Source organism: Polynucleobacter kasalickyi (assembly GCF_900176405.1).
Lineage (GTDB): Bacteria > Pseudomonadota > Gammaproteobacteria > Burkholderiales > Burkholderiaceae > Polynucleobacter > Polynucleobacter kasalickyi.
This window is the reverse complement of record NZ_FWXJ01000007.1, coordinates 81,414-104,600: the sequence shown is the minus strand read 5'-3', so window position 1 is coordinate 104,600 and position 23,187 is coordinate 81,414. Positions and strand designations below refer to the sequence as shown.

The following is a 23,187-nucleotide window of genomic DNA, read 5'->3' as shown; positions in this document are numbered from 1 at the left end:
GCCTATTGTTTTTCTCTTTAGAAAAGTTACATCAGTAACATTTGATTAATACGTTTCACAAAGCTTCCAGGGTCTTCAATATGACCACCTTCAGCAAGTAGCGCTTGATCAAACAAAATATGTGTCCAATCATCAAAATGATCCGTAGTACTTTCAATTTTCTTGACCAAAGGATGATCAGGGTTGATTTCTAGAATCGGTTTTGTATCTGGCGCTTGTTGACCAGCTGCTTTTAACATTCTGAGTAGATTGCCTGATAATTCATTTTCATCAGCGATGAGACAAGCTGGAGAGTCCGTGAGACGCAGCGTAATACGGACATCTTTGGCCTTATTCTCTAGAGTCTTTTTCATTTTTTGCAATAAGAAGGTATATTGCTTTTCTGCTTCTATTTGTTCTTCTTTTTCTTTCTCATCCGCTAAATCACCCAGATCTAAACCACCTTTGGCAACAGATGCTAGTGCTTTACCATTAAATTCAGTTAAGTAAGAAAGCATCCACTCGTCAACTCGGTCCGTGAGGAGAAGTACTTCAATCCCTTTTTTCTTGAAAATCTCTAAATGGGGGCTATTTTTTGCTGCAAGGTAAGATTCGGCCGTTACATAATAAATCTTCTCTTGACCTTCTTTCATCCGCTCAACATACTCTTTTAAGGAAGTAGTTTGTGCCTCAGAGTCATTTTGAGTGCTGGCAAATCGTAATAAACCCGCAATCTTTTCTAAGTTAGGAGCATCTTCCCCCGTACCCTCTTTTAGCACTTGACCAAACTCATTCCAAAAATCTTGATATTGAGCGCGTTTAGCTTCGTCCTCATTATTGGCCAAATCATCCAACATGTTCAGAACTCGCTTAGATGAGCTCTCGCGAATAAACTTCACATCTCTAGACTCTTGCAAAATTTCACGAGATACATTGAGTGGTAAATCGGCTGAATCAATCACACCTGCCACAAAACGAAGGTAGGACGGCATCAATTGCTCTGAGTCATCCATAATGAATACGCGTTTTACATACAACTTCAAACCGCTACGCTTACTTCTATCCCATAAATCGAAGGGTGCCTTTTTAGGTACGAATAATAATTGCGTAAATTCGCTTCTACCCTCTACCCGGTTATGGGAGTAACAAAGAGGTGCTTCAAAATCATGCGAAATACTCTTATAGAACTCCTGATATTGCTCTTCAGTGATATCATTTTTATTCCTTGTCCAAAGAGCACTAGCCTCGTTGACATTTTCGAGCTCACTCGTAACGACTTGTTTACTTTCTTTCTCATCCCATTCCTCTTTAAACATTTGAATAGGAATTGAAATATGATCAGAGTATTTACGGATGATCGATTTAAGCTTCCAACTGGAAAGTAGCTCTTCTTCCTCCGGCTTTAAATGAAGAATAATGGTGGTTCCTCTTTTAGCACGAGTGATCGCCTCAATTGTAAATTCGCCATCTCCTGCAGACTCCCAGCGAACACCTTCTTCGGCAGTTAGTCCAGCTTTGCGAGATTCAACAGTGACCCGATCAGCGACGATGAAGCCTGAGTAAAAGCCAACCCCAAATTGACCAATTAAAGTGGCATCTTTTTGTTGATCGCCAGATAACTTGGAAAAAAACTCTTTTGTTCCAGATTTTGCAATCGTACCTAAATTAGCAATTACCTCGTCTCGGCTCATGCCGATGCCATTATCAGTAATTGAAATTGTTTTAGCGGTTGGATCAAAGGCAACTTGAATCGCTAATTCGCTATCTGATTCATACAGGCTAGGTTGATTAATGGCTTCAAAACGAAGTTTGTCAGATGCATCTGAGGCATTTGAAATGAGTTCTCTTAGAAAAATCTCTTTGTTTGAATACAGAGAGTGAATCATTAATTTCAGCAATTGTTTGATTTCTGCTTGAAAATCAAGGGTTTCTTTATTTGCTACGGTCATTTTTTATCCTGAATAAGAAAAAATAATTAATAAACTAAATGCTAACAAGTTGGATATAAGGATGAAATCATCAATTTCAAGAGCAATCCTCTATTTTTCTTAGAATTTTTTTCGACTTACTATTTTGCAATACTTTCCGTTAGTTTTATGTCAGGCTTCTTAAAGAATCTATAATCTACAAGATATCAATTAACGCAACGATGGAGACAGTATGGAACAGCCAAAAGGATATGTAAGAAGAATTGTGACTGGACACGATGAGCAAGGAAATTCAATTGTCACGGAAGATGGTCCTGCACCATCAGTTCACACCAATCCGAAAAGGGTCGGTTATTACCTCACGAATTTGTGGTTAACTCATGAGATGCCTGTCAAAGTTGATAATGGTGCCGATCCAACTTTGTCCCCACTTCAGTTGGAGCCACCAAAAAATGGTTCAGTTGTCAGAATTATTGAGTTTGGGCCTGAAGGCGAGTGGACAAAGCAATTAGATAACGCGGGAGCCAAGGAAGCTTTTGGTGCACTCGGCACGAATAAAGCCTCTACTTACAAAGAAGGTGGTCATCCACTGATGCACCGGACAGAATCAGTCGATTATGCACTCGTTTTAGAAGGTGAAATTCACTTAGTGCTCGATAAAGAAGAACGTCTCATGCAGCAAGGAGATTTTTTGGTTGAAAGGGGCACAAGCCATGCTTGGGCTAATCGTTCAGGAAAGCCTTGCAAAATGTTATTCGTCTTAATTGATGGCACTTTTGATGCGGAAATTGCTAAAAACTTTTAAGTTAGTTAAAAATTAATTGGGGGATAAAAATGAATATTTTCTGCAAAAAAGAATTACGTACATTGATCATTGCTTTAAGTTTAATTTGTTCAGGGGCTTTTGCTCAATCTAAACCCCCAATGCAGCCTGTCGCAAATTTAGAGAAGACAAAGGTGAGTATTGCCGTTGGTGGAAAAAACCTTTTTTATTATTTACCACTAACAATCGCTGAGCGGTTAGGCTACTTTAAGGATGAGGGATTAGACGTCGAAATCTCAGACTTTCCTGGTGGGGCAAAAGCTCTGCAGGCATTGGTCGGTGGTAGCACAGATGTTGTTTCTGGCGCATATGAACATACGATCAATATGCAAGCTAAAGGCCAGCCTATTCAAGCCTTTGTTTTACAAGGTAGAGCCCCTCAGATTGTTTTAGGTTATTCCACAAAGAATATGCCGAATTACCAATCAATTGCAGATTTAAAAGGGAAGCGTATCGGCGTAACCGCTCCTGGCTCATCTAGTAATATGATGTTGAATTTTATTTTGGCGCAAGGCGGCTTGAAGCCTTCAGATGTTTCTGTCATTGGGGTTGGTGCTGGTGCCGGTGCTGTAGCGGCAATGCGTTCAGGTCAACTGGATGCGATGGCAAACTTAGATCCTGTCATTACGATGTTGACTCAAAAAGGTGAGTTAAAAGTGATTTCAGACACCAGAACCTTAAAAGATACAAAAACAGTTTATGGTGGCAATATGCCTGCTGCAGTTTTATACGCACCAATCGCATTTATTGAAAAAAATCCAAATACAACGCAAGCGCTTGCGAATGCAATTGTTCGCTCTTTAAAGTGGCTACAAAATGCTGGTCCTTCAGATATTGTAAAAACTGTCCCAGAAAATTATTTGTTAGGTGATCGGGCTCTGTATCTTGAAGCATGGGGTGGTGTGAAGGAAGCAATCTCTCCGGATGGTTTGATGCCCAAAGATGGCCCTAATACAGCTTATAAAATGTTGTCTGGATTTGAAAAAGATTTAGCCGGTAAAAGCATTGATTTATCGAAAACTTATACTAATTCGTTTGCGCTAAAGGCAAACCAAAAATATAAATAAGCCAAATAAACATGACGCTACCTGCACTACAAATTAGGGATGTGGCTTGTAAATTTCCTGCTACAGATGATAGTGGATCGTTTTACACAGCCATTGAACAGGTTAATTTAGATTTACAAGCGAATGAATTTGTTTCGATTGTAGGGCCAACTGGATGTGGTAAATCGACGATTCTGAATGTGGCTGCAGGCCTCATTCGTCCAAGTTGCGGTTCTGTTGAAGTATTCGGTAAAAAACTGAACTCATTAAATAGTGATGCCGGTTATATGTTTCAATCAAATACCTTGATGCCATGGCGCAATGCTTTGCAAAATGTTTGCCTTGGTCTAGAGTACCAAGGACGATCCAAGTTGGAAACTCAGTCGATTGCACGGGACTGGTTGAAAAGAGTTGGGCTTGGTGGCTTTGAAGACCGTTATCCCCATCAACTCTCTGGTGGTATGCAAAAGCGTGTTGCCTTAGCGCAAACCTTAGCATTGGAACCAAAAATTATTCTGATGGATGAACCTTTCTCTGCACTAGATCTACAAACTAGACAACTGATGGAAAACGAAGTATTAAATTTGTGCCAAGCAACCTCAACAGATGCTGGCAAAGCCGTACTTTTCATCACCCACGATTTAGATGAAGCGATTGCGATGAGTGATCGAGTGATTGTGATGTCTGCCGGTCCAGGTTCACGGCCAATCGGTAATTTCACAATCGATTTGCCCAAGCCAAGGGATGTCGCTGAGATTAAAACTAATCCAAGGTTTTATGAGATTTATAACGAAATTTGGCAAGTGCTTCGTGATGAGGTATTGCGAAGTTATGCAAAACAAAAGCTAAAGATGGAGGTCATCTAAGATGATGCTCTCTAAAGCTAATTTGCAAATCAAGGGTTGGCAATTGTTTATATTGGGTTTCGTTTTAATCACTTGGCACCTTGCAAGTAGATCTTTGAACGTGGCTTTTTTTATTGGTGAGCCTTTAATTGTTTTGGATCGATTGATCGATTGGTTATTTGTCAATCGAGATATCTATTTACATTTAGCGATCACATTGTTGGAAACAGGTTTAGCCTTTTTAATTGGGACTATTGGCGGCACTGCCTGTGGTTTATTTTTAGGCCTATCACCAAAAACTAGCATTGTTTTTGATCCATTTTTAAAAGCCTTTAACTCCATGCCCAGAGTCATTCTTGCCCCTATTTTTGCGGTTTGGTTTGGTTTGGGCATCTGGTCAAAAGTCGCTTTAGCAGTTACTTTAGTTTTCTTTGTGGTCTTTTTTAATGTGTATCAAGGTGTCAAAGAAGTAAGTCCAGCAATTCTTTCAAATGCCAGAATGTTAGGCGCAAATCGCTCTCAGTTATTGCGAACGGTCTATTTGCCATCGGCCACTAGTTGGGTATTTTCTAGCTTACATACCTCGGTGGGGTTGGCCTTTGTGGGAGCTGTCGTGGGTGAGTATTTGGGATCAGCTAGGGGGGTTGGTTATCTAATCCTTCAGGCAGAAGGCACTTTCGATATTAATACAGTTTTTGCTGGTATTGTTCTATTAACATTTTGTGCTTTAGCCTTAGATGCTTTGGTTGGCTTTGTGGAAACTAAATTAATGGTTTGGCGTCCGAAACATGACGACTCGCAAAGGCTTTAGTCATTCATGGCAACCTATATTAGTAAAAACTTAATTAGTGGTGAGGAGATTGTCCTGACAGCCAAAAATCATTGGCTAAATTTTTTCTCAAAAGATTGGTTAGCTTATTGCTTAAGCTCTAATGAATATGTCATCACGAATAAACGTATTGTGGTGAAAGAGGGAATTATTTCTCGAAGGATTGTGGAGATTAATCTTAGTAAGATTGAATCGGTAACGGTAAATCAGGGTGTTTTTGGTCGATTACTCGGTTGTGGTTCCTTCACGATTATCGGTTCAGGAGGAACCAGAGAAACCTTTAGAAATATCGATAATCCAGTTAAAATTAAACGTGCATTTCAGGAGCTGGTGAGTTAAACATAAAAATTAAAAGGGGATTCAATAATGGTTGCATTTAAGAAAGTCTTTTTTTCGTTTGTATTCATGTTGCTGTGTATGTTCTCTTTGGTGTCTAAGGCCGAAAGCTTAACGATTTTAAGTGCTGGCGCGGTAGAGCCTGGTTTAGTAAAGGTTGTGGAAGACTTTGAAAAAAAGACAGGTCACAAAGTGTCTATTCAATTTGGTACATCCCCTCAGTTATCCCAAAAACTATCAAGTAATGTGGTAGCTGATGTTTTAGTTGCTCCTGTCAGCGTGATGCAAGATCAAATCAGTGCTGGAAGAGTGATACAAACTAATCCTCCCGTGATTGGTAAAGTTGGTGCCGGGATCACGGTTCGTAATGCATTAACTAGTCCAGCAGTAGCATCGGTGGAGGAGTTTAAGCAGACATTACTGCAATCCGAATCCATTGTTTATAACACGGCATCAACGGGAGTGTATTTGGATAAACTGTTTGAAAAGATGGGCATCTCTGAACAGTTAAAGCCGAAAACTCAAAAATTTGCTAATGGAGACATGGTTCTTACCCATATTATTAATGGCAAAGGTAAAGAGATTGGGTTTGGTGCAATTCCTGAAATTAAGATGTATGAAACGAAAGGGTTACGTCTTGTTGGACCTCTCCCCGCTGAGATTCAAAACTACACCTCTTATGCTGCTGCGGTGATGAAAGCCACGAGTAATGAAAAAATTGCTAGTGATTTATTCAGCTATATTACTCAAGCTAGTAACCGTCATTTTTATAAAGATGCTGGTATTGACTAAAGATTAGTTGGTCGTATTTTCTCCCGTACTGGTCCAGCTAGGGAGTCGCTTGGCATTTAATGCTTCTTCTGCAGAAAAATTGAGTTCGACTTTAATGCCATTAATAGGCTCTCGCATAAAAAGCTGATACAGGTTTGAATTATGGGCTTTGCGTTCGCTGAACTCCACCTTGTTTTTAGTGAGGCGATCGATGAATTCCATCATTCCTTCGCAGTTAAAGCAGACATGGTCTATTCTGCCTGATCCTAAGTGATTAGCGGTTGAACTTACGCTGGATGCTGTGTCACTAGGTGTACTTAGGTAAGTGTTTTGATGTTCTGAATGTTGTGCTTTACCAATGTGAACCACATCCTGATTGCCGATATATAACCAATAAACAGGAAAGCCAAATTCGGGGTGGTCGCCACTCTCAAATCCCAGATTGTCACAGAACCAGTCTCGAGTAGCTTCTGGATCGTGTGTCAATATCAAAATGTGTTCCATGAATTTTAGCCCCATTGTCTCTCCTTAAGTTTTGCCCATTAGTTTGACCGTTATGCTTTTTGATGACACTCTTTATGAACGTCTCAGGTCATACCCGTGTCCTATTTTTTGTTTGTTAGAATATCTAACGATACTACATTGATAAAATTGATACAAAATATTTTGATCCCTTTTCATCAAAAAAATTATTCATTCACAGACTAAATAAAAGAAAACTCTCATGTCCAGCAATACTCAAATCATTTCCGAAGCAAAACTTACCGAATTAGGCATTAAAGCTTTTTCTAATCTTGGCTTATCCGTCGAGGATGCAACTCAAATAGTTAAAGTTCTAGTCATGGCAGATTTATTTGGCTTATCTACCCATGGACTCAGCCGAATTGAGTCTTATGGAGAACGTCTAATCGTGAATGGAATTAATCCGAAAGCGAAAGTTACTAAGGAGAGAGTTGCTCCTGCGATGGTAAAAATCGATGGAGATAACGGCGTAGGCCCTTTGGTTGGTATGCATGCTTTAGAAGCCGCGATGGAAGTTGCCTCTGAGTGTGGTATTGGTATTGCCTTGGCAAGAGGCAGTAATCATTTCGGACCAATTTCCCCATATTCTTATTTGGCAGCACAAAAGGGTTTTGCCAGCATGATTGGTAGTAACGCAACGACGACCATTGCTCCTTGGGGTGGTTCAGACGCACGTTTAGGTAATAGTCCACTCGGTTTTGGTGTGCCGAATCCGGGGGGTAATCCATTCCTTCTCGATATGGCAATGAGTGTCGTTGCCAGAGCAAAAATTCGAAACGCCTTTAAAGCCGGACAATCCATCCCTGAAACTTGGGGAACCGATGCAAATGGTGTGCCAACCAGTGATCCCAAAGCAGCCTTAGATGGCTTCTTATTGCCAATCGGTGGTCATAAAGGTTATGGCTTAGCGTTAATGGTGGATTTATTTGCTGGACTGTTATCCAATGCAGCTTATTTGACCCACGTTAAATCATGGCAGGATGCGCCAGATGAACCACAAAATCTTGGCCATTTCTTTATTTTATTAGATACGAAACGCCTTGGATCTACGGAGTGGTTAGTTGAGCGTATGAATGATTTTGCACAAATTTTAACGGCTAGCCCAGCGTCGAATCCAGCTCAGCCGGTGATTGTGCCAGGTACAATCGAATTGAATAAAATGGCACGCCAACAAGCGAATGGGATTGAAATTAGCAACGAGACCATCGCATTACTTGAATCTCATGCTAACAAGTAATACTGATTAATTGATTAAAGATTAAAAATGAAACTCTTATCTAGACCAACTTCTAAATATCTCTCTTTGTGCTTAATCGGCTTAGCAATGATGGAATCCGGCTTTGCCCAAAAAGGCTACCCAGAAAAGCCAATCAAAATGGTGGTGCCTTATGTAGCTGGTGGAGCTGCGGATATTACTGCAAGACTCATCGCCCAAAGCATGTCGGAAAGCATGGGGCAATCGGTGATCGTAGAAAATCGTCCGGGAGCCAATGGGGTGATTGGAACTGAACAGGTTGCCAAGATGCCTGCAGATGGCTACAACCTCCTGTTTACCGCAAGTGGTCCGTTAGTAGTCAACCCAGTGATGCCAAAAAAGTTAAACTATGACCCTATTAAGGACTTTGCACCGATTAGTGCGGCAATTACTTACCAATATGCTGTCGTGGTGATTACCAACTCCCCCTTGCAAAGTGTGGGAGAAATTGTGAGTTTGGCTAAACAAAAACCAAAAGAAGTGAGTTATGGTTCGACTGGCATTGGTGGTGGCGGACATCTTGCTGGGGAGTTGTTGGCTTTAACTACTGGTGTAGAAATGACGCATGTGCCATATAAAGGTGCAGCTCCCATGCTTGCTGATCTGTTGGGCGGTCATCTTACTTTTACGTTTGAACCTTTAGTTACCGCTGTCCCTCTCATTAAAGCTGGAAAATTAAGGGCCTTTGCCGTATCTTCTGCTAATAAGAGTAAAGCTTTACCTAATGTACCAACGATGAGCGAATTGGGCTACAAAGGGTTCAATATTTCTCAATTTCAGGGCTTGTTAGCACCTGCTGGTACTGATCCTCTGATTATTAAAAGATTACACGAGGAGGTCGTGAAGGCTTTGAAGGTGCCTACTACGGTCAAACGTTTGGTGGATGATGGCGGAAATGAAATCGTGGCAAGCACGCCAACTGAGTTTGCAAATCAAATCCAGTCAGAGTTAAAAATGTATAGTAAATTAATCCAGGCTGCACATATTCAGGCTGAATAAATCTTAAGGAAATTTTTATGAGTTCTTATCAAGTTGATGTATTGATTCAAGGCTTCCCAGGTCGCTCAGTTTGCCACGGAGGTTTAGGTTGGAGTTCTGTGAGTTTAATTCGTGGTCATGGCCGGACGATTTTGTTAGATGTTGGTGCCTTTGGTATGCGTAAACCCCTTGAAAAGAGTTTAAAAAATCATGGACTGACTGCACTTGATATTACAGATGTGATATTGACCCATGCGCATTATGATCATGCCGTGAACTTTGTGTTGTTCCCAAATGCAACAGTTTGGATTGGTGAAGTTGAAATTGATTGGGCGGCAGCACAAGAGCCTGGATTTAACCCACTTCCGGAATTATATGTAAAAGAGTTGTCTACTTCATCTAGAGTGCAGAAGGTCAAGCATCAAGAGGAGTTTATCCCTGGAATTACAGCATTTGAAGTACCAGGTCACACGCCTGGACATTTACTATTTGTGTTGGATAACGGTGAAACCAATATTTTATTTACGGGCGATTCTGCTAAAAACAAAGCTGAATTAATTTGTAGAAAAGTAATCGATACGGAAGACCCAATGGAGAGTGCCGCTTCCATTGAACTTATTTGGGAAAAATGGCTTGAAAAACCAGGTAGTCTTTTGATTCCTGGTCATGATGTCACGATGGTTTTAGATGAAAACCAACATCCAGTTCATGTCGGTACTCGTACTGCTGGAATTTACGCTTGGTTTACCGAAAACATCGAACATTCCGATGTTTTCGATTTAACTAAAGTGCCTGCTTAGTTCAGACTCTCTGTGCAATACGACTGGCTGAATTAGGTTGCTAATAGTTAAGCAGCTAGTTGTATTTTTCTGACAATCGCTTGGCCCGTCGCCTTCGTACCCAGAGTGCCACCAATATCCTTAGTGGTTTCTCTAGCATCAATTGCTTCCTCAATCGCCTTCTCAAGAGCTTGAGAAGCCTGCACATAATGAGGCAATTGTTTGCGACCACCATACCAGTTGAGAAGCATTGCGGCAGAAGTCATGAGAGAAAATGGATTGGCAATGTCTTGGTCCGCAATGTCAGGCGCAGAGCCATGAGCTGCTTGCCCCATCGCAAAGTTATCCCCAGCATTTAATGAGCCGCCCAGACCTAAACTACCGGATAGTTCGGCGGTTAAATCTGACAAAATATCACCAAACATATTGGTGGTGACGATCGTATCGAACTTGCCTGGATCTCTCGCCACTAAAGCCATCATGGCATCCACGATAAAGTCATCGATTGTTACTTCCGGGTAAGACTTGCCAACCTCATGACAGATATCAATAAACATGCCATCTGCAATTTGTAGCACGTTCGCTTTATGCACAATCGTCACATGTTTTTTTCTAGTCATGGCAAGTTCAAAAGCAGATTTAGCAATCCGCTCACAACATAGTCTAGTGATTCTTCGGAGTGAAATGACGACGTCTTTAGTGACAAGAATTTCACTATTACCTGATTCTACGTTGCGATCAGCATAAAAACCTTCAGTATTTTCTCGAACGACGACGAGGTCAAATGGATCCATCCGAGTGGGTACATTTGGGAAAGTTTTTGCCGGACGAATATTTGCGTATAAATCTAAATTGATCCTGAAAAATTTAGAGGGATTAATTTCACCCTTAGATTCATCCTTGAACTCATAGGTCGACATGGGACCTAACATAAGACCGTCAGAGTTTTTGACGAGATCTAGCAAACCTGGAGCAATGGTTGTGCCATGTTTAGCAAGACTTTCTTTGCCAGCAATAGCATGCTCCATTTGTAAACCTAAACCAAAGCGCTGATCAAGTGCTTTCAATACATCAACCGTTACTGACATTGTTTCTGGTCCGATGCCATCACCTGGAATTACAACTAATTTCATATTTTCTTTCTTGAGGATTACTCAGATTTAAGGTCGATTGATTTTACAGTTTTTGCATACTTAGTGAATTCAGTTTTTAAAAATTCAGTAAATTCTTTTCTTGAGTTTGCTTTAACTAAAACACTATCCTTTTCTAACTCTTTATAAAAATTAGGATCTTCTAAGATGGTATTAATTTCTTTGTTGAGGAAAGTCAAGATTTCCTCAGGAGTGCCATTGGGAGCAAAGACTCCACCCCACAAAGTAAAGCTAAAATCCTTGATGCCCTCTTCAGACACAGTATGGACTTCGGGAAGTGCGCTGGTTCTTTTGGGGGATGAAACAGCGAGTGCTTTTAATTTTTTACTTTCTACCAATTGCAAGACGGATGGAGTGCTAGAGAAGAACATGTCGACATGCCCACCCAAAACGTCTGCCATCGCCGGACCTGCTCCCTTATAAGGAGCATGAATCATTTCAATGCCAGAAGCTTGTGTAAACGCAGCTGCCGCCAGATGGCCCGGTGTAGCAGTACCTGAGGAGGCATATACTAATTTATTCGGATTGGATTTTGCTTTTTTGATTAAGTCATTGATTGAGTTGGTAGATGCGCTCGCCGGTACAACTAATGTAAGGGGAACCTCACCAATCAATGCAACGGGTTTCAGATCACGCATGGTGTCGTAACCCAATTCCTTTGAAACAAAGGTATTAATCACCATTTCACCGGTTTGGCCTAAAATGAGGGTGTACCCATCTGGCTTAGCTTTAGTAACATAACGAGTCCCTAAAGCGCCAGTTGCCCCTGGTTTGTTCTCAACAACAAAGGATTGTTTGGTTTTAACAGTTAATTGCTCAGCAATTTTTCTCGCTAACATGTCTCCTAATCCACCCGGCGCATAGGTAACAACAATGGTTACAGTTTTGTTTGGGTAGGGACTTTGTGCTTGGGCTGAGTAAATAGGAATCACGAAAAAACAAATCTTTAAGATTTTTAGAAAGAGCCTACGGAATAGTTGCATTGTTATGTCCAATTTAGATTAAAGTAACTGTTAATATTTTAACCATTAAGATGTTCGAAAATTTATTGTGTAGTATCTGTTTTAGAAACATTTCAGTTTATTATCAAATTTCAATATTTTTATAATTTAGGAGAGCAGTTTTATGGAGTCAACTCGTCGTCAATTATTGCTAGCATCATCCGCCGTTATAGGTGGAGCTTTAGTTACTGGTCAAACTCTTCAAGCCCAAACCAATGCTAGTGGTAACAAAGGGCTTGTGGTAGGTAAGTCCTACTGGGTCAATAAATCAGTTGATGGCGTTAATATAAAATTACACCTCTGGAGAAAGAAACCAAATAAAGTCACACGTGGCATCATCTTATTTGTTCATGGTTCTTCAATGGCGGGTACGCCAACTTTTGATTTATATATCCCAGGAAAACCCGAATATTCTGCAATGGACTACTTTGCTGGTTTGGGTTACGACACTTGGTGTATTGATAATGAAGGGTATGGAAGGTCCGATAAATCTAGAAATATTAACTTTAATGTCAAAAATGGTGCTGATGATCTTCAGGTCGTTGTGGATGCTATTTTGCAGGAAACAAAATCCAAACAAATATTTGGATACGGTATTAGCTCAGGCTCACTGAAGTTAGCCATGTTTGCCCAAAATAATCCTGGTAAGATTTCTCGAATTGCATTGGATGCTTTCGTTTGGACGGGTAAAGACAGTCCAACTCTTACAGAGAGAAAGAAGCGTATTGGTCAATGGCAAAATGCAAATCGCCGACCTGTTGATCAAGCGATGATCAGAAGTGTGTTTACCAGAGATCACGCAGGTACGGCAGATCAAGCGGTGGTGGATGCTTTCGCTAAAGCCGTTACTGATTTAGATGATACGATGCCTACAGGTACCTATTTGGATATGTCAGCTAATTTACCCCTGATAGATCCATTAAAACTAAATTTACCGGTCTTAATGATGCGCGGGCAGTATGATGGTATTGCAAGTTTTGGTGATTTGATTGATTTCTTTGCCCAACTGCCTCATCCTGACAAGCACTTTAGTGTAATGCACGGAATCGCCCATGCCAGTTTCCAAGAGAAAAATGTCATGATTCCCTACCATATTTTGGATAGCTTTTATACGATGCCTAAACCAATTTACACTGGTGAATAAGTAAATTGTATTTGATTAATAGGGGTATTTTCAGAGCCAATGACAAAACCCCTAAATTAGTATTTAATAGTATTTATCTTATACACAATGGGTACAAATGAATGTTGAATTTTAAGTTGATCAATAAACTAGTTATTAGTTTTTTAGCTGTAGCCTTGCTAACCTGTAATTTTGCTTATGCAAAAAGATTAGGTGGTGGAGCTAGCATGGGTAGGCAGTCGAGTTCTGTGACTAAAAATCAGAATAGCTTACCTCCAAAGCCTACGGCAGCTCCTGTGGGAGAGAAGCCAACTTCTACTGTAAATCCAACGAGTGCTCCTGCTGCTCCCACTGCTCCAGTTAGACAACCTAGTCGTTTCGGAGGTCTTGGTGGTATTTTAGGTGGTGTAGCTGCTGGTATTGGTTTGAGTTATCTTTTCTCGCACATGGGCATGGGTGGGATGGGAGAAGGTTTAGCTTCAATGTTCTCCGGCATATTAATGCTTGCTTTAGTTGGCATATTAATTATGTTTTTGATTCGTAAATTCGGTCCAAAATCAAACTCGATGTTTGCTTCCGCACCTGCCGGCTCCTTTAATCGTGCCAATGTTGAACCAAACTTTAGTAGTAATTGGAACTCTCCAAATCAAAGAGTTAATCAAGAACCAATACTAAATAACACTGCAAGCCAACCTTATCTTGTCAATGGGAACTCTAGCCAGTTAGACGCAGCTCCAACGCATCTTTCTGAAAAGGATTCTTTTTTACAAAATGCTAAATCATTATTTATTCAGTTACAAGAAGCTTCAGATCAGCAAAATCTTGATAAATTAAGGGAGTACACAACCCCAGATATGTTTAATTTGTTGAGACAAGACATGTTGAATAGAAGTAGTGCACTTAGTTTTACTCAAGTTTTAACACTTGCTGCCGATTTAGTTGCCCTTGAAGAAGATGGTAAGGAATTTTTGGCAAGTACTAGGTTCTCTGGTTCCCTCCGTGAGGAAAAAGATGGACCAGTTACTGAGTTTGAAGAGGTTTGGAATTGGGTTAAACCAGCGGAAGGTAATACTGGTTGGTTATTATGTGGGATTCAACAAATCCATTAATAACTGACGAAAAATGTTTTTTGAAAAAGGACTATTTTTATAAATAGTCCTTTTTTATCTCTTTGATTTGACTGTTCTACTTAGGTCGATAAAGTTTGAATAGCTGTTCAGGGCCGACAGTAAAATAATCAGCAGGTCCGCCACCACGCATTACATGCTGCATACTAGCTGTGTCATAGATACCATCTTTTAGTGCACTTTGTAGAATGTGGACTGCAACAACATGCCCAATCACAAACCATGACTCTAAAGGGCTTTGATGAGGGTCTTTTAACTGAATGATTTCAGATAATTTACACTCAAAGGACACTGGGCTTGCTAGAACTCTGGGGGAATGAATGAGTTTTGATGGGGCCGGGGTTAATTGGGCTAATTCGAATTCATCGACACTTGGAGGTACACTAGCACAACTCATATTCATGGCTTCTACGAGTGGCTTTGTGACGAGATTCCAGGTGAATTCACCCGTTTGTTCAATATTCCTAACGGAATCTTTATATCCAGTACTGGTAAAACCAATCATTGGTGGGTCGGAATTTACTGCATTGAAAAAGCTATAGGGAGCCAAATTATTAATGCCATCTATGCTTTTACTACCGATCCAACCGATGGGCCTAGGACCAACAATTGCTTTAAATGGATCATGTGGCAAACCATGACCTTTTTGTGGTTCATAAAAATAAAATGAATCTTGCAACCTGGTCTCCTTGTGTATCCATGTATTTAAGTAACGAGTAACTATTATTTTATAGGTTCTTAATGTTTAATTCCGCAATCGCGAGCTTTTGGAGAGGGTGCAAACCAGTAAGTTGGATAGGGGGTTTTACTTTTCATGACTCTGGTAATAATGGCAGTCAGTATCACTAAGCTGACCGTACCCAGCAAAATGGTCGAAATGAGAATCATAAAACTCGCATGAACATGAATCATTATTACGGTATTTGCCGCAGCAGGTGGATGAAAGGTTCGGCTTAAGAGCATCAGGAAGATTCCAAGTGATAATGACATTGATAAAACCCACCAATGATCACCAAAAAAATCATATAAGAGGATTCCAATCAAGGCACAGATTAAGTGCCCCAAAATAAGAGCCCTTGGTTGCGCAACCGAATGATTTGAGGCTGTAAAGAGTAAAGCGGTTGAACTAGCCAATGAAGCTAACCATATGTGATTATCGGTCAAATTGACGAGATAGAACACCATGCTAATGGTTATGAAGCTACCAAAAAGAACAATAAAGTATTTCTTAACATTCATTTAGTCATTGTATAACTTCAAGTCCATTTTTCTTGATAATTGAACGAAGTACAATTTATTAAAGTTATCATCAAATTAAGATATCATCTGTTATCTGTAAATAACTATTTATGGGTTCTGCGATAATTTCTCAATTCACATAACAAAACAAACACACAAGATTAATTGGTACTGAAATGACTGAATTAAAGAATAAAATACCGGATCCAAAGCAATTCAATCGAGCTGAATTGTTCTCCAAATTAAAAGCAAACAAAAAAGTGATGTTTGCTGCTGGAGTGTTAATCTTGATCTTGGTGTTTACTTTTAGTAACTTTACTAAAAAAGATTCTGTAGAAACTCCAGCCCCATCCCCCGAAAATACGGTCATTATTACTGCAGAACAAGCCAAACAAATTAAGTGGGGGTCAGTAAAAACCTATGATTTTCAAGAGCGTAGAGAAGCGGTTGGGATTATTGATTTTGATAGAAATAAAACTGCAGATATTTACTCTCCCTATCAAGGCAGAATTAATCGTGTTTTAGCAAACGCCAGCGAAGATGTTAAAAAAGGTCAAATTTTATACACGGTAGTATCACCGGATGCTGCGCAAGCATCTGCAAATCTTCTGTCAACGGTAGGGATTTTAAAAACGTCCAATGAAACTCTTAAAAGAGCAAAAGAACTGTACGAATTTAAGAGTATTTCTCTTAAAGAATTAGAGCAAAATATCTCTGATCAACAAACTGCCGAGGCAAACTTCACCGCTGCGAAAAAAACTATGTATCTATTTGGTTTTAATGACGCCGAAATAGAAGAAATTGTTAAAACCAGAAAAGTTGATGTTGAACTGAATGTTCGTAGCCCAATTAATGGCCGAGTTATTACTAAAAATGCCGCACCTGGTCAATTAGTTCAGCCTGGTATCGCTCCAGCACCATTTGTAATATCCGATATTAATAAACTTTGGATGGTTGCAAATGTGCCAGAATCTGAAGTGCCGTTTTATCGCATTGGTCAAAACGTCATTGTGAATGTACAAGCCTACAAAGATCGGTTATTCCCAGGGAAAATTGTTTATGTAGCTGATTCGGTAGACCCAGTCACCAGAAGACTCACCATTTATGCTGCATTGGATGATAAGGATCATGAGTTAAAACCCCAAATGCTAGCTGGATTCACCATTGAGTTATCCAAGCCAGAAACTTGGCCAGCTGTCCCCTTGCAAGCCTTGGTTCGCGAAAACAATGGTCTGCGTTCCGTTTGGACAACGACTAATGGTACTGATTTTAGGAGAAGGTTGGTTCGAATTGGGATTCTTCAAGCAGATTTAGTTCAAATATTAGACGGTTTAGAGCCTGGTGAGACCATTGCACTAAATAAAGCATTATTTTTGAGCAATCTCTATAGCGTGACTCATTAAATTTACCAAGAAATCACGATATGTTTAAGCCAATACTTTATTTTGTTCTGACAAGACGTCCAATTGTTCTTTTATGCTTAATGGCATTCATCGTGGCAGGTTTCATTGCTTTCATGAAACTCAATGTGGAAGCTTATCCTAATCCAGCGCCAGTCATTATTGAAATTACCGCACAATCCCCCGGGTCATCATCCGAAGAAATGGAGCGGTATTACACAAGGCCCATTGAAATTGGACTCGCCACGACCCCAGGTGTAGACATTATTCGATCGACTTCCTTTGCGGGTTTGTCTTTTGTCCGCGTAACCTTTAATTACGGGGTTGATTACTTTTTCGCACTCACTCAAGTGGCGAATGGTTTATCTCAAAATGTTAATTTACCCAATGGGGTACAACCGCAAATTCAAGCATCAAGTTTAGTTGGTGAAATTTTTAGATATCAATTAAAAGGACCCTCGACTTATAGCTTAACTGATCTCAGAACGATTCAAAATTGGGTGGTTATTAAACGTCTTTTGACAACACCAGGAATTGTGCAAGTGGTAACTTGGGGCGGTACTACTAAAGAGTATCACGTTGAAGTTTATCCAAAAAAGCTTGAGGGTTATGGTATTACCCTTCAGCAGTTGTTATCAACTATCGGCAATTCCAACTCTAACGTGGGGGGACGAACGGTTAGTGTAGGTGATCAGTCCATCAACATTCGTGGTGTAGGTTTAGTTCAGAGTATTGAAGATATCGAAAAGATCGTTCTCACTCAGCAAAATGGTTTAGCTATTAGAGTGAAAGATGTTGCTGAGGTCACGGAGGGCTTTGTTCCAAGACTTGGTGAAGCTGGTCGAGATGATCAAAATGATGTAGTAACTGGCGTCATCATTATGAATCGCACGCTCCAAACAAAACAGGTCATTGAACGAGCAGAAGAGGCAATTAAGAAGATTAATTCGGATGGTTCTTTACCCCACGGCGTTAAAGTAGAACCATACTATGATCGATCAACTTTGATTGGTGTGACTACGCATACCGTGATTCATAATCTCATCTTTGGTTGTTTATTGGTCTTTTTTATCCAGTGGGTGTTTTTGGGTGACTTGAGAAGTGCCGTCATCGTTAGTATGAATATCCCGTTTGCCTTATTTTTTAGCATCATCATATTAACAATTACAGGGGAATCAGCTAACCTATTATCTTTAGGGGCAGTTGATTTCGGGATTATTGTCGATTCGGCAGTGATTTTAGTAGAAAATATCTTTAGAAATTTCCAACAATCTCCTGAGGATCGAGCAAGAACACTTCGGAAAATGGCATTCGGACCGGATGGTTTGCTAACAGATCCGTCAAAAGGTTGGACAGCAAGATTAAGGTTGATTTTCCTAAGTTCTACACAAGTGGATACTTCTGTTTTGTTTTCAACTGCGATTACGATTGCTGCATTCTTGCCTTTATTTACGATGCAGGGCGTTGAGGGGCAAATTTTTGGCCCCATGGCACGTACTTACGGATACGCTTTAGCAGGTGCTTTGATTGCGACCTTTACGATTACTCCAGTTCTCGCATCTCTGTTGTTGCCTAGAAGGGTAAAAGAGTCTGAAACATTCATTGTGGAGGCGATTAGAAAGTTTTATACGCCAAAACTAACTTGGGCATTACAAAACACGAAAACAGTTATCTTAAGTTCAATTGTCTGCCTGTTGGTTGGTTTCTTGATGCTTACACGCCTAGGTAGTGAGTTTTTACCTGCTCTTGAAGAGGGCAATTTGTGGATTCGTGCTTCTTTGCCACCTACTATAACTCTTGAAGCTGGGTCAGCTCAAGTGAACCGGATGCGAGAGATTATTAAAAGTCATCCTGAAGTCATGACCGTTGTGTCACAACATGGTAGACCAGATGATGGTAGTGATGCAGCTGGTTTTAATAACGTTGAGCTTTTTGCTCCTTTGAAACCATTTGATGAATGGAAAGACGGAATGACTAAAGAAAAGTTAGTTTCCGGCTTGCAAAAAGATTTCGAAAACGAGTTCCCTGGAGTCACTACCAACTTTTCTCAATATATTCAAGATAACGTCCAAGAGGGCTTGTCAGGAGTGAAGGGGGCTAATTCGGTTAAGATTATTGGCCCAGATCTTGAAAAACTTGAAGAACTTGCTAACCAAGTAAAACATATCATGGAAGGCATCCCAGGGGTTAGTGATTTGGGTATTTTCTACATACTTGGGCAACCTAATTTAAATATTATTATCGATCGTGACAAGGCCGCTCGATATGGTTTAAATACTGGCGATGTGAACACTGCTATTCAAGCTGCTTTTGCTGGTACTGTAGCGACAACGGTTTTAGAAGGTGATAAGAAATTCGATTTAACGGTTCGTTTAAAGAAAGAAGGTCGTGATAGTATCGATGACGTCCGTCGGCTACGAATTGGTTATACAACGTCCAATGGTGGTGTTGCTTACATACCTCTTGAAGATATTTCAAATATTTCATTAGATACCGGTGCTAGCTATATTTATCACGAGAAAAATGAAAGATATATCCCTGTGAAGTTTAGTACTAGAGGACGTGATTTAGGATCAACTGTATTAGAGATCCAAGAAAAAATTGGCTCTCAAATCAATTTACCTGAGGGCTACAGAATTTCTTATGCGGGAGAGTTCGAAGAGTTACAGGCTGCCCAAGAGCGACTTGCAGTGATTGTGCCGTTAGCACTGCTACTCATTTTTGCATTGCTTTATGCGTTGTTTAATAACCTTTTAGATTGCTTATTGACCGTTTCAGGTGTGCCGTTTGCGATGTTTGGTGGGGTTGTGGCATTGTATTTTTCTGGGCAAACAGCCAGTATCTCAGCCATTATTGGTTTTATTTCTCTTTTAGGGGTGTCTGTAATGAACGGTATTCTTGTTCAAACTTACTATCGTGAATTAATTCACTCTGGAAGAACGGTTAAACAGGCTATTCTTGAGGCCCACGAACACAGGATGAGACCTCTTTTAATGACCGCATTATCCGCTGCGATTGGCTTATTCCCTGCAGCTATTTCCAATGGTATCGGTAGTCAAGTACAAAAGCCCCTTGCAACTGTTGTAGTGGGTGGGATGATTATTGGACCAATATTTTTATTGTTAGTCGTTCCAGCGATCTATACGGAAGTTTTAAAACGAGTTAAGCCGAAAAAGCGTCGTAAAGGCTTGGGTGGGTAATATGAGAAAAACAACCTTGCCTCTGCGAACAATTACAACGATTGGTTTACTACTAGGCATTTCATGGACTTACACTGCGTGTTCCCTCGGACCTGATTTTGTAAAGCCGAAGTTAGATGTACCCAAAAGCTTTACGCGACAAAATACAGGGACGAATTCATCGAATCAGGAACTGGCTCAAAAAATTCGCAATGATTGGTGGACAGAGTATGGGTCTGTAGAACTCAATGGCTTAGTTGAGTTGGCGTTAAAGAATAATTTTGATATTGAGGCTGCGTCAGCAAATTTAAAGGTTGCGCAAGCGAATGTGCGTGCGCAACAAGGGTATTTTTTTCCAACGGTAGGCCTAGGTTACAATGCTTTGCGACAAAATACAGGGACAGCTATTCAACCAGCTGTGTATGGACCTGATCAGAATAACTCCATTTACACGCTCAAAACTTCAGGTATTTCAGTAGGGTTTGTACCCGATATTTGGGGTGGTAATCGTCGCCAAGTTGAGGCATTAAAAGCACTGGGTAATGCCAGTAGTTATCAATTAGAGGCACTGCGCATTACTGTTGCGAACAATGTTTTAGCGGCGGCTATTCAAGAAGCTTCTTTGCGAGAGCAGCTTGTTGCTGTCAAGCAATTAGCGGCTTCAGCGAAAGCACAATTAGATCATGCAAGAAGATTAAGGGACTCAGGATATGCCAGTAGTGTAGATCTTGCCCTACAAGAAAGTTTATATGCGCAGGCGATTGCCCAAACTCCAGTGATTGAAAAAAGCCGCGAACAAACACTGAATTTATTAAATGTTTTATGCGGACAGATGCCAAGTGAAAAGCTTTTATTGCCGAATTTGGAGCAAATTAAACTTCCTGCCAAATTGCCTAGCTCCTTACCTGCAGATTTGTTGAGTCAGCGTCCAGATATTCAAATTGCTGAGGAGTATGTTCGCTCTGCAAATGCGCAAATTGGTGTAGCTTTGGCAAATATGTTGCCGCAATTCAATGTATTAGCTTCCGCTGGCAACGCTACGGCGGTCGTGGCAGATATTGCCGATCAGGTGAGTAAAATTTGGAGTATTAGTGGTGGCGTCAGTCAGAGCTTATTCGCCGGTGGTACTTTATTTTCTAGAAAACAAGCTGCTGATGCAGCTACTGATGCGGCTGTGGCTCAATATAAGTCGGCGATTCTTTTTGCTTACCAAAATGTCGCAGATACTTTATATGCTCTGCAGTCTGATAAAAGCTACTTGAATGCTGCCATTCAAAATGAAAACGCTAGTAAAGTGATTTTTGATCAAGCCAGCAAACAATTCAAAGTCGGTTATATTTCTGAGCCAGCGAAGCTACAAACAGAACAAACTTACCTGCAAGCAAAGATTAATCGACTACAGGCCTCGGCTACTTATTTGGGTGATACTACGTCCTTATATCAAGCCTTAGGTGGTGGTTGGAGCTTAGAAAAAAGTAAGATTTACTAAATTACACCTGTTTTCATCAAACGAAGTGACGGTTTTTCGACACTTCGTTTGATGGGGAGATTTTTACTTAATCAGTTTCTTAATAAGATGATCTGAGCCATCATTTTTTTCAGCTGGAATATTTAAAAGTTTTGTCATTAGCGAATAAACATCCACGTTCTCAAAATAATCTAAATCAACTTTACGAATTTGATATCCCGATGCAATAAATAAACCATGCATATCCTGTTCTTGAGGGGCAAAACCGTGATGACCTGGGTAAGTAATCAATGGTTTTTTATCGGTAATGACATAGTGATTTTCGGCTAAACAAACAATCTTTGGTATGCGACGATGTGTCCCAAAGTGATATTTAGTGGGAATTTCAGATTTTTTCCAACATGCTAAGTGAGGAATTGTTTTTAACTGATTGAGTGCAGTTGAGACGTCTTGTTCCCCTAGATTGATCCCAGCTACAGGTCCAGTCCACTCATATTTGATTTCCGGAATATCCTTTAAAACCTGAGAAACTTCAATCCAGTGATCGCTAGGAACTACTGACATGCCATGGTCTGAAACGATAATAAAAGTGGTTTTCTGATCAAGGCCAAGTTTCTTAAGTCCTACTCTTAATTGAGCAATTGCTTGATCGACATGAGCGATGGATTGATTCACTTGAGAACTATTCGGTCCAAAGGCATGTCCAGCAGAATCTACCTCAGAAAAATATAAAGTCGCAAAGTCCGCTCTCATTGAATTCGGTTTCGATAACCAAGTTAATAACTGCTCAACTCGAGCTGTTGAGCTCATATGATGGTCGTAATTTAACCAATCATTTGGTTGAATTTGTTGAATTTTGGTTTCTGTGCCGGGCCAAAAAAGCGTGGAGGCTCTTTTATTTTGTTCAATGACACTAACCCAAATGGGTTTTGCATCCGACCACCAAGCTGGGTTGGTAACAGCATCCCTAGAGGATAACTTAAATACTTCCTGAATGTGAGTGTCATACATGGTGTTATTGACGATACCATGATGGTCGGGATATAAGCCGGTGACAATACTGTAATGGTTGGGGAAAGTGACAGAGGGGAATGAGGAAATAAGTCCTTTAGCCAGCGCACCGTTTTCTGCAAGCTCTTGCAAATTTGGGGAGTAGTTACGTTTTAAATACTCTGGCTTGAAGCCGTCGATAGAAATTAAAACTACCAAAGGTTTAACCTCACTTGGAGTAGTTGGTACATCTTGTCGTTGAGCAGTGCAAGCAGAGAACGTTAAAACTAAGCCAATAATAGTAAAGCCGAACGCGTGTTTAAAGCTCGAGAGTGTACGAATCATTTCTTAACCTATTTGTTGTGAAACAAAAATTCAGGAATCAGTCTAAATTTGCGTGAATTTCAATAAACAGTCA

Annotated in this window: 21 protein-coding genes; 14 read left to right on the top strand and 7 right to left on the bottom strand. The window is 40.3% G+C overall.

Going from position 1 to position 23,187, the window contains the following annotated elements; all coding sequences use genetic code 11:
• Positions 1-26: 26 nt before the first annotated feature.
• Positions 27-1,928, bottom strand: coding sequence for a molecular chaperone HtpG (gene htpG / locus B8983_RS07935; RefSeq protein WP_084283610.1), 1,902 nt, complete (start codon positions 1,926-1,928; stop codon positions 27-29).
• Positions 1,929-2,139: 211 nt separating this feature from the next.
• On the opposite strand from htpG, the gene B8983_RS07930 reads away from it, so the two are divergent.
• The 6 genes from B8983_RS07930 to B8983_RS07905 are packed head-to-tail and all read left to right on the top strand — an operon-like array spanning position 2,140 to position 6,578.
• Complete coding sequence (locus B8983_RS07930) at positions 2,140-2,712, top strand: cupin domain-containing protein (RefSeq protein WP_084283609.1); 573 nt, start codon at positions 2,140-2,142, stop codon at positions 2,710-2,712.
• 29 nt (positions 2,713-2,741) lie between these two features.
• Entirely contained in the window at positions 2,742-3,797 is a 1,056-nt protein-coding gene (locus B8983_RS07925) for an ABC transporter substrate-binding protein (RefSeq protein WP_084283608.1), read from the top strand.
• An 11-nt stretch (positions 3,798-3,808) separates the two neighbouring features.
• The gene (locus tag B8983_RS07920) at positions 3,809-4,642 is read left to right on the top strand and encodes an ABC transporter ATP-binding protein (protein WP_084283607.1); all 834 of its coding nucleotides are present in this window, start codon (positions 3,809-3,811) and stop codon (positions 4,640-4,642) included.
• Between the two features lies 1 nt (position 4,643).
• Complete coding sequence (locus B8983_RS07915; protein WP_439650340.1) at positions 4,644-5,432, top strand: ABC transporter permease; 789 nt, start codon at positions 4,644-4,646, stop codon at positions 5,430-5,432.
• Between the two features lie 6 nt (positions 5,433-5,438).
• A complete protein-coding gene (locus tag B8983_RS07910) occupies positions 5,439-5,789 on the top strand; it encodes a PH domain-containing protein (RefSeq protein ID WP_084283606.1) in 351 nt (116 codons plus the stop codon).
• 27 nt (positions 5,790-5,816) lie between these two features.
• Positions 5,817-6,578 carry a substrate-binding domain-containing protein gene (locus tag B8983_RS07905; RefSeq protein ID WP_084283605.1) on the top strand — a complete coding sequence of 254 codons (762 nt, stop codon included), beginning with the start codon at positions 5,817-5,819 and terminating at the stop codon, positions 6,576-6,578.
• 3 nt (positions 6,579-6,581) lie between these two features.
• On the opposite strand, the gene B8983_RS07900 is transcribed toward B8983_RS07905, so the two are convergent.
• The gene (locus B8983_RS07900) at positions 6,582-7,061 is read right to left on the bottom strand and encodes a VOC family protein (RefSeq protein WP_159460858.1); all 480 of its coding nucleotides are present in this window, start codon (positions 7,059-7,061) and stop codon (positions 6,582-6,584) included.
• Between the two features lie 220 nt (positions 7,062-7,281).
• Here B8983_RS07900 and B8983_RS07895 point away from each other — a divergent pair, with 220 nt between their 5' ends.
• The 3 genes from B8983_RS07895 to B8983_RS07885 are packed head-to-tail and all read left to right on the top strand — an operon-like array spanning position 7,282 to position 10,112.
• Positions 7,282-8,316, top strand: coding sequence for an Ldh family oxidoreductase (locus B8983_RS07895; RefSeq protein WP_084283603.1), 1,035 nt, complete (start codon positions 7,282-7,284; stop codon positions 8,314-8,316).
• Positions 8,317-8,343: 27 nt separating this feature from the next.
• Positions 8,344-9,333 (top strand): Bug family tripartite tricarboxylate transporter substrate binding protein, encoded by a 990-nt coding sequence (locus tag B8983_RS07890; RefSeq protein WP_084283602.1) that lies wholly within the window; start codon positions 8,344-8,346, stop codon positions 9,331-9,333.
• Positions 9,334-9,350: 17 nt separating this feature from the next.
• On the top strand, positions 9,351-10,112 hold the full coding sequence (locus tag B8983_RS07885) for an MBL fold metallo-hydrolase (RefSeq protein ID WP_084283601.1): 762 nt from the start codon (positions 9,351-9,353) through the stop codon (positions 10,110-10,112).
• Between the two features lie 47 nt (positions 10,113-10,159).
• Here the strand turns inward: B8983_RS07885 and B8983_RS07880 are convergent, their stop codons facing one another.
• Both B8983_RS07880 and B8983_RS07875 read right to left on the bottom strand, forming a co-directional pair.
• Positions 10,160-11,224, bottom strand: coding sequence for an isocitrate/isopropylmalate dehydrogenase family protein (locus tag B8983_RS07880; RefSeq protein ID WP_084283600.1), 1,065 nt, complete (start codon positions 11,222-11,224; stop codon positions 10,160-10,162).
• Positions 11,225-11,241: 17 nt separating this feature from the next.
• Positions 11,242-12,225 carry a Bug family tripartite tricarboxylate transporter substrate binding protein gene (locus B8983_RS07875; RefSeq protein ID WP_084283599.1) on the bottom strand — a complete coding sequence of 328 codons (984 nt, stop codon included), beginning with the start codon at positions 12,223-12,225 and terminating at the stop codon, positions 11,242-11,244.
• 142 nt (positions 12,226-12,367) lie between these two features.
• Between B8983_RS07875 and B8983_RS07870 the strand changes: the two genes are divergently transcribed.
• Both B8983_RS07870 and B8983_RS07865 read left to right on the top strand, forming a co-directional pair.
• The gene (locus B8983_RS07870; RefSeq protein ID WP_084283598.1) at positions 12,368-13,387 is read left to right on the top strand and encodes an alpha/beta hydrolase; all 1,020 of its coding nucleotides are present in this window, start codon (positions 12,368-12,370) and stop codon (positions 13,385-13,387) included.
• 101 nt (positions 13,388-13,488) lie between these two features.
• The gene (locus tag B8983_RS07865; protein WP_084283597.1) at positions 13,489-14,475 is read left to right on the top strand and encodes a Tim44 domain-containing protein; all 987 of its coding nucleotides are present in this window, start codon (positions 13,489-13,491) and stop codon (positions 14,473-14,475) included.
• A gap of 76 nt (positions 14,476-14,551) precedes the next feature.
• Here the strand turns inward: B8983_RS07865 and B8983_RS07860 are convergent, their stop codons facing one another.
• Positions 14,552-15,172, bottom strand: coding sequence for a flavin reductase family protein (locus tag B8983_RS07860; RefSeq protein WP_084283596.1), 621 nt, complete (start codon positions 15,170-15,172; stop codon positions 14,552-14,554).
• Positions 15,173-15,231: 59 nt separating this feature from the next.
• Positions 15,232-15,732 carry an HPP family protein gene (locus B8983_RS07855; protein ID WP_084283595.1) on the bottom strand — a complete coding sequence of 167 codons (501 nt, stop codon included), beginning with the start codon at positions 15,730-15,732 and terminating at the stop codon, positions 15,232-15,234.
• Between the two features lie 176 nt (positions 15,733-15,908).
• Here B8983_RS07855 and B8983_RS07850 point away from each other — a divergent pair, with 176 nt between their 5' ends.
• From B8983_RS07850 to B8983_RS07840, 3 genes are read left to right on the top strand one after another with little or no spacing between them, the layout of a single operon-like run.
• Positions 15,909-17,135, top strand: coding sequence for an efflux RND transporter periplasmic adaptor subunit (locus B8983_RS07850; protein WP_234986945.1), 1,227 nt, complete (start codon positions 15,909-15,911; stop codon positions 17,133-17,135).
• Positions 17,136-17,155: 20 nt separating this feature from the next.
• Positions 17,156-20,332: an efflux RND transporter permease subunit gene (locus tag B8983_RS07845; RefSeq protein ID WP_084283594.1), complete on the top strand. Its 3,177-nt coding sequence runs from the start codon at positions 17,156-17,158 to the stop codon at positions 20,330-20,332.
• 1 nt (position 20,333) lies between these two features.
• The gene (locus B8983_RS07840) at positions 20,334-21,800 is read left to right on the top strand and encodes an efflux transporter outer membrane subunit (protein ID WP_084283593.1); all 1,467 of its coding nucleotides are present in this window, start codon (positions 20,334-20,336) and stop codon (positions 21,798-21,800) included.
• Positions 21,801-21,863: 63 nt separating this feature from the next.
• Here the strand turns inward: B8983_RS07840 and B8983_RS07835 are convergent, their stop codons facing one another.
• The gene (locus B8983_RS07835) at positions 21,864-23,114 is read right to left on the bottom strand and encodes an alkaline phosphatase family protein (protein ID WP_084283592.1); all 1,251 of its coding nucleotides are present in this window, start codon (positions 23,112-23,114) and stop codon (positions 21,864-21,866) included.
• Positions 23,115-23,187: the final 73 nt, after the last annotated feature.

Coding starts and splice junctions, on each gene's coding strand:
- htpG (WP_084283610.1), bottom strand. CDS start 1,928: ATGACCGTAGCAAATAAAGAAACCCTTGATTTTCAAGCAGAAATCAAA.
- B8983_RS07930 (WP_084283609.1), top strand. CDS start 2,140: ATGGAACAGCCAAAAGGATATGTAAGAAGAATTGTGACTGGACACGAT.
- B8983_RS07925 (WP_084283608.1), top strand. CDS start 2,742: ATGAATATTTTCTGCAAAAAAGAATTACGTACATTGATCATTGCTTTA.
- B8983_RS07920 (WP_084283607.1), top strand. CDS start 3,809: ATGACGCTACCTGCACTACAAATTAGGGATGTGGCTTGTAAATTTCCT.
- B8983_RS07915 (WP_439650340.1), top strand. CDS start 4,644: ATGATGCTCTCTAAAGCTAATTTGCAAATCAAGGGTTGGCAATTGTTT.
- B8983_RS07910 (WP_084283606.1), top strand. CDS start 5,439: ATGGCAACCTATATTAGTAAAAACTTAATTAGTGGTGAGGAGATTGTC.
- B8983_RS07905 (WP_084283605.1), top strand. CDS start 5,817: ATGGTTGCATTTAAGAAAGTCTTTTTTTCGTTTGTATTCATGTTGCTG.
- B8983_RS07900 (WP_159460858.1), bottom strand. CDS start 7,061: ATGGAACACATTTTGATATTGACACACGATCCAGAAGCTACTCGAGAC.
- B8983_RS07895 (WP_084283603.1), top strand. CDS start 7,282: ATGTCCAGCAATACTCAAATCATTTCCGAAGCAAAACTTACCGAATTA.
- B8983_RS07890 (WP_084283602.1), top strand. CDS start 8,344: ATGAAACTCTTATCTAGACCAACTTCTAAATATCTCTCTTTGTGCTTA.
- B8983_RS07885 (WP_084283601.1), top strand. CDS start 9,351: ATGAGTTCTTATCAAGTTGATGTATTGATTCAAGGCTTCCCAGGTCGC.
- B8983_RS07880 (WP_084283600.1), bottom strand. CDS start 11,224: ATGAAATTAGTTGTAATTCCAGGTGATGGCATCGGACCAGAAACAATG.
- B8983_RS07875 (WP_084283599.1), bottom strand. CDS start 12,225: ATGCAACTATTCCGTAGGCTCTTTCTAAAAATCTTAAAGATTTGTTTT.
- B8983_RS07870 (WP_084283598.1), top strand. CDS start 12,368: ATGGAGTCAACTCGTCGTCAATTATTGCTAGCATCATCCGCCGTTATA.
- B8983_RS07865 (WP_084283597.1), top strand. CDS start 13,489: ATGTTGAATTTTAAGTTGATCAATAAACTAGTTATTAGTTTTTTAGCT.
- B8983_RS07855 (WP_084283595.1), bottom strand. CDS start 15,732: ATGAATGTTAAGAAATACTTTATTGTTCTTTTTGGTAGCTTCATAACC.
- B8983_RS07850 (WP_234986945.1), top strand. CDS start 15,909: ATGACTGAATTAAAGAATAAAATACCGGATCCAAAGCAATTCAATCGA.
- B8983_RS07845 (WP_084283594.1), top strand. CDS start 17,156: ATGTTTAAGCCAATACTTTATTTTGTTCTGACAAGACGTCCAATTGTT.
- B8983_RS07840 (WP_084283593.1), top strand. CDS start 20,334: ATGAGAAAAACAACCTTGCCTCTGCGAACAATTACAACGATTGGTTTA.
- B8983_RS07835 (WP_084283592.1), bottom strand. CDS start 23,114: ATGATTCGTACACTCTCGAGCTTTAAACACGCGTTCGGCTTTACTATT.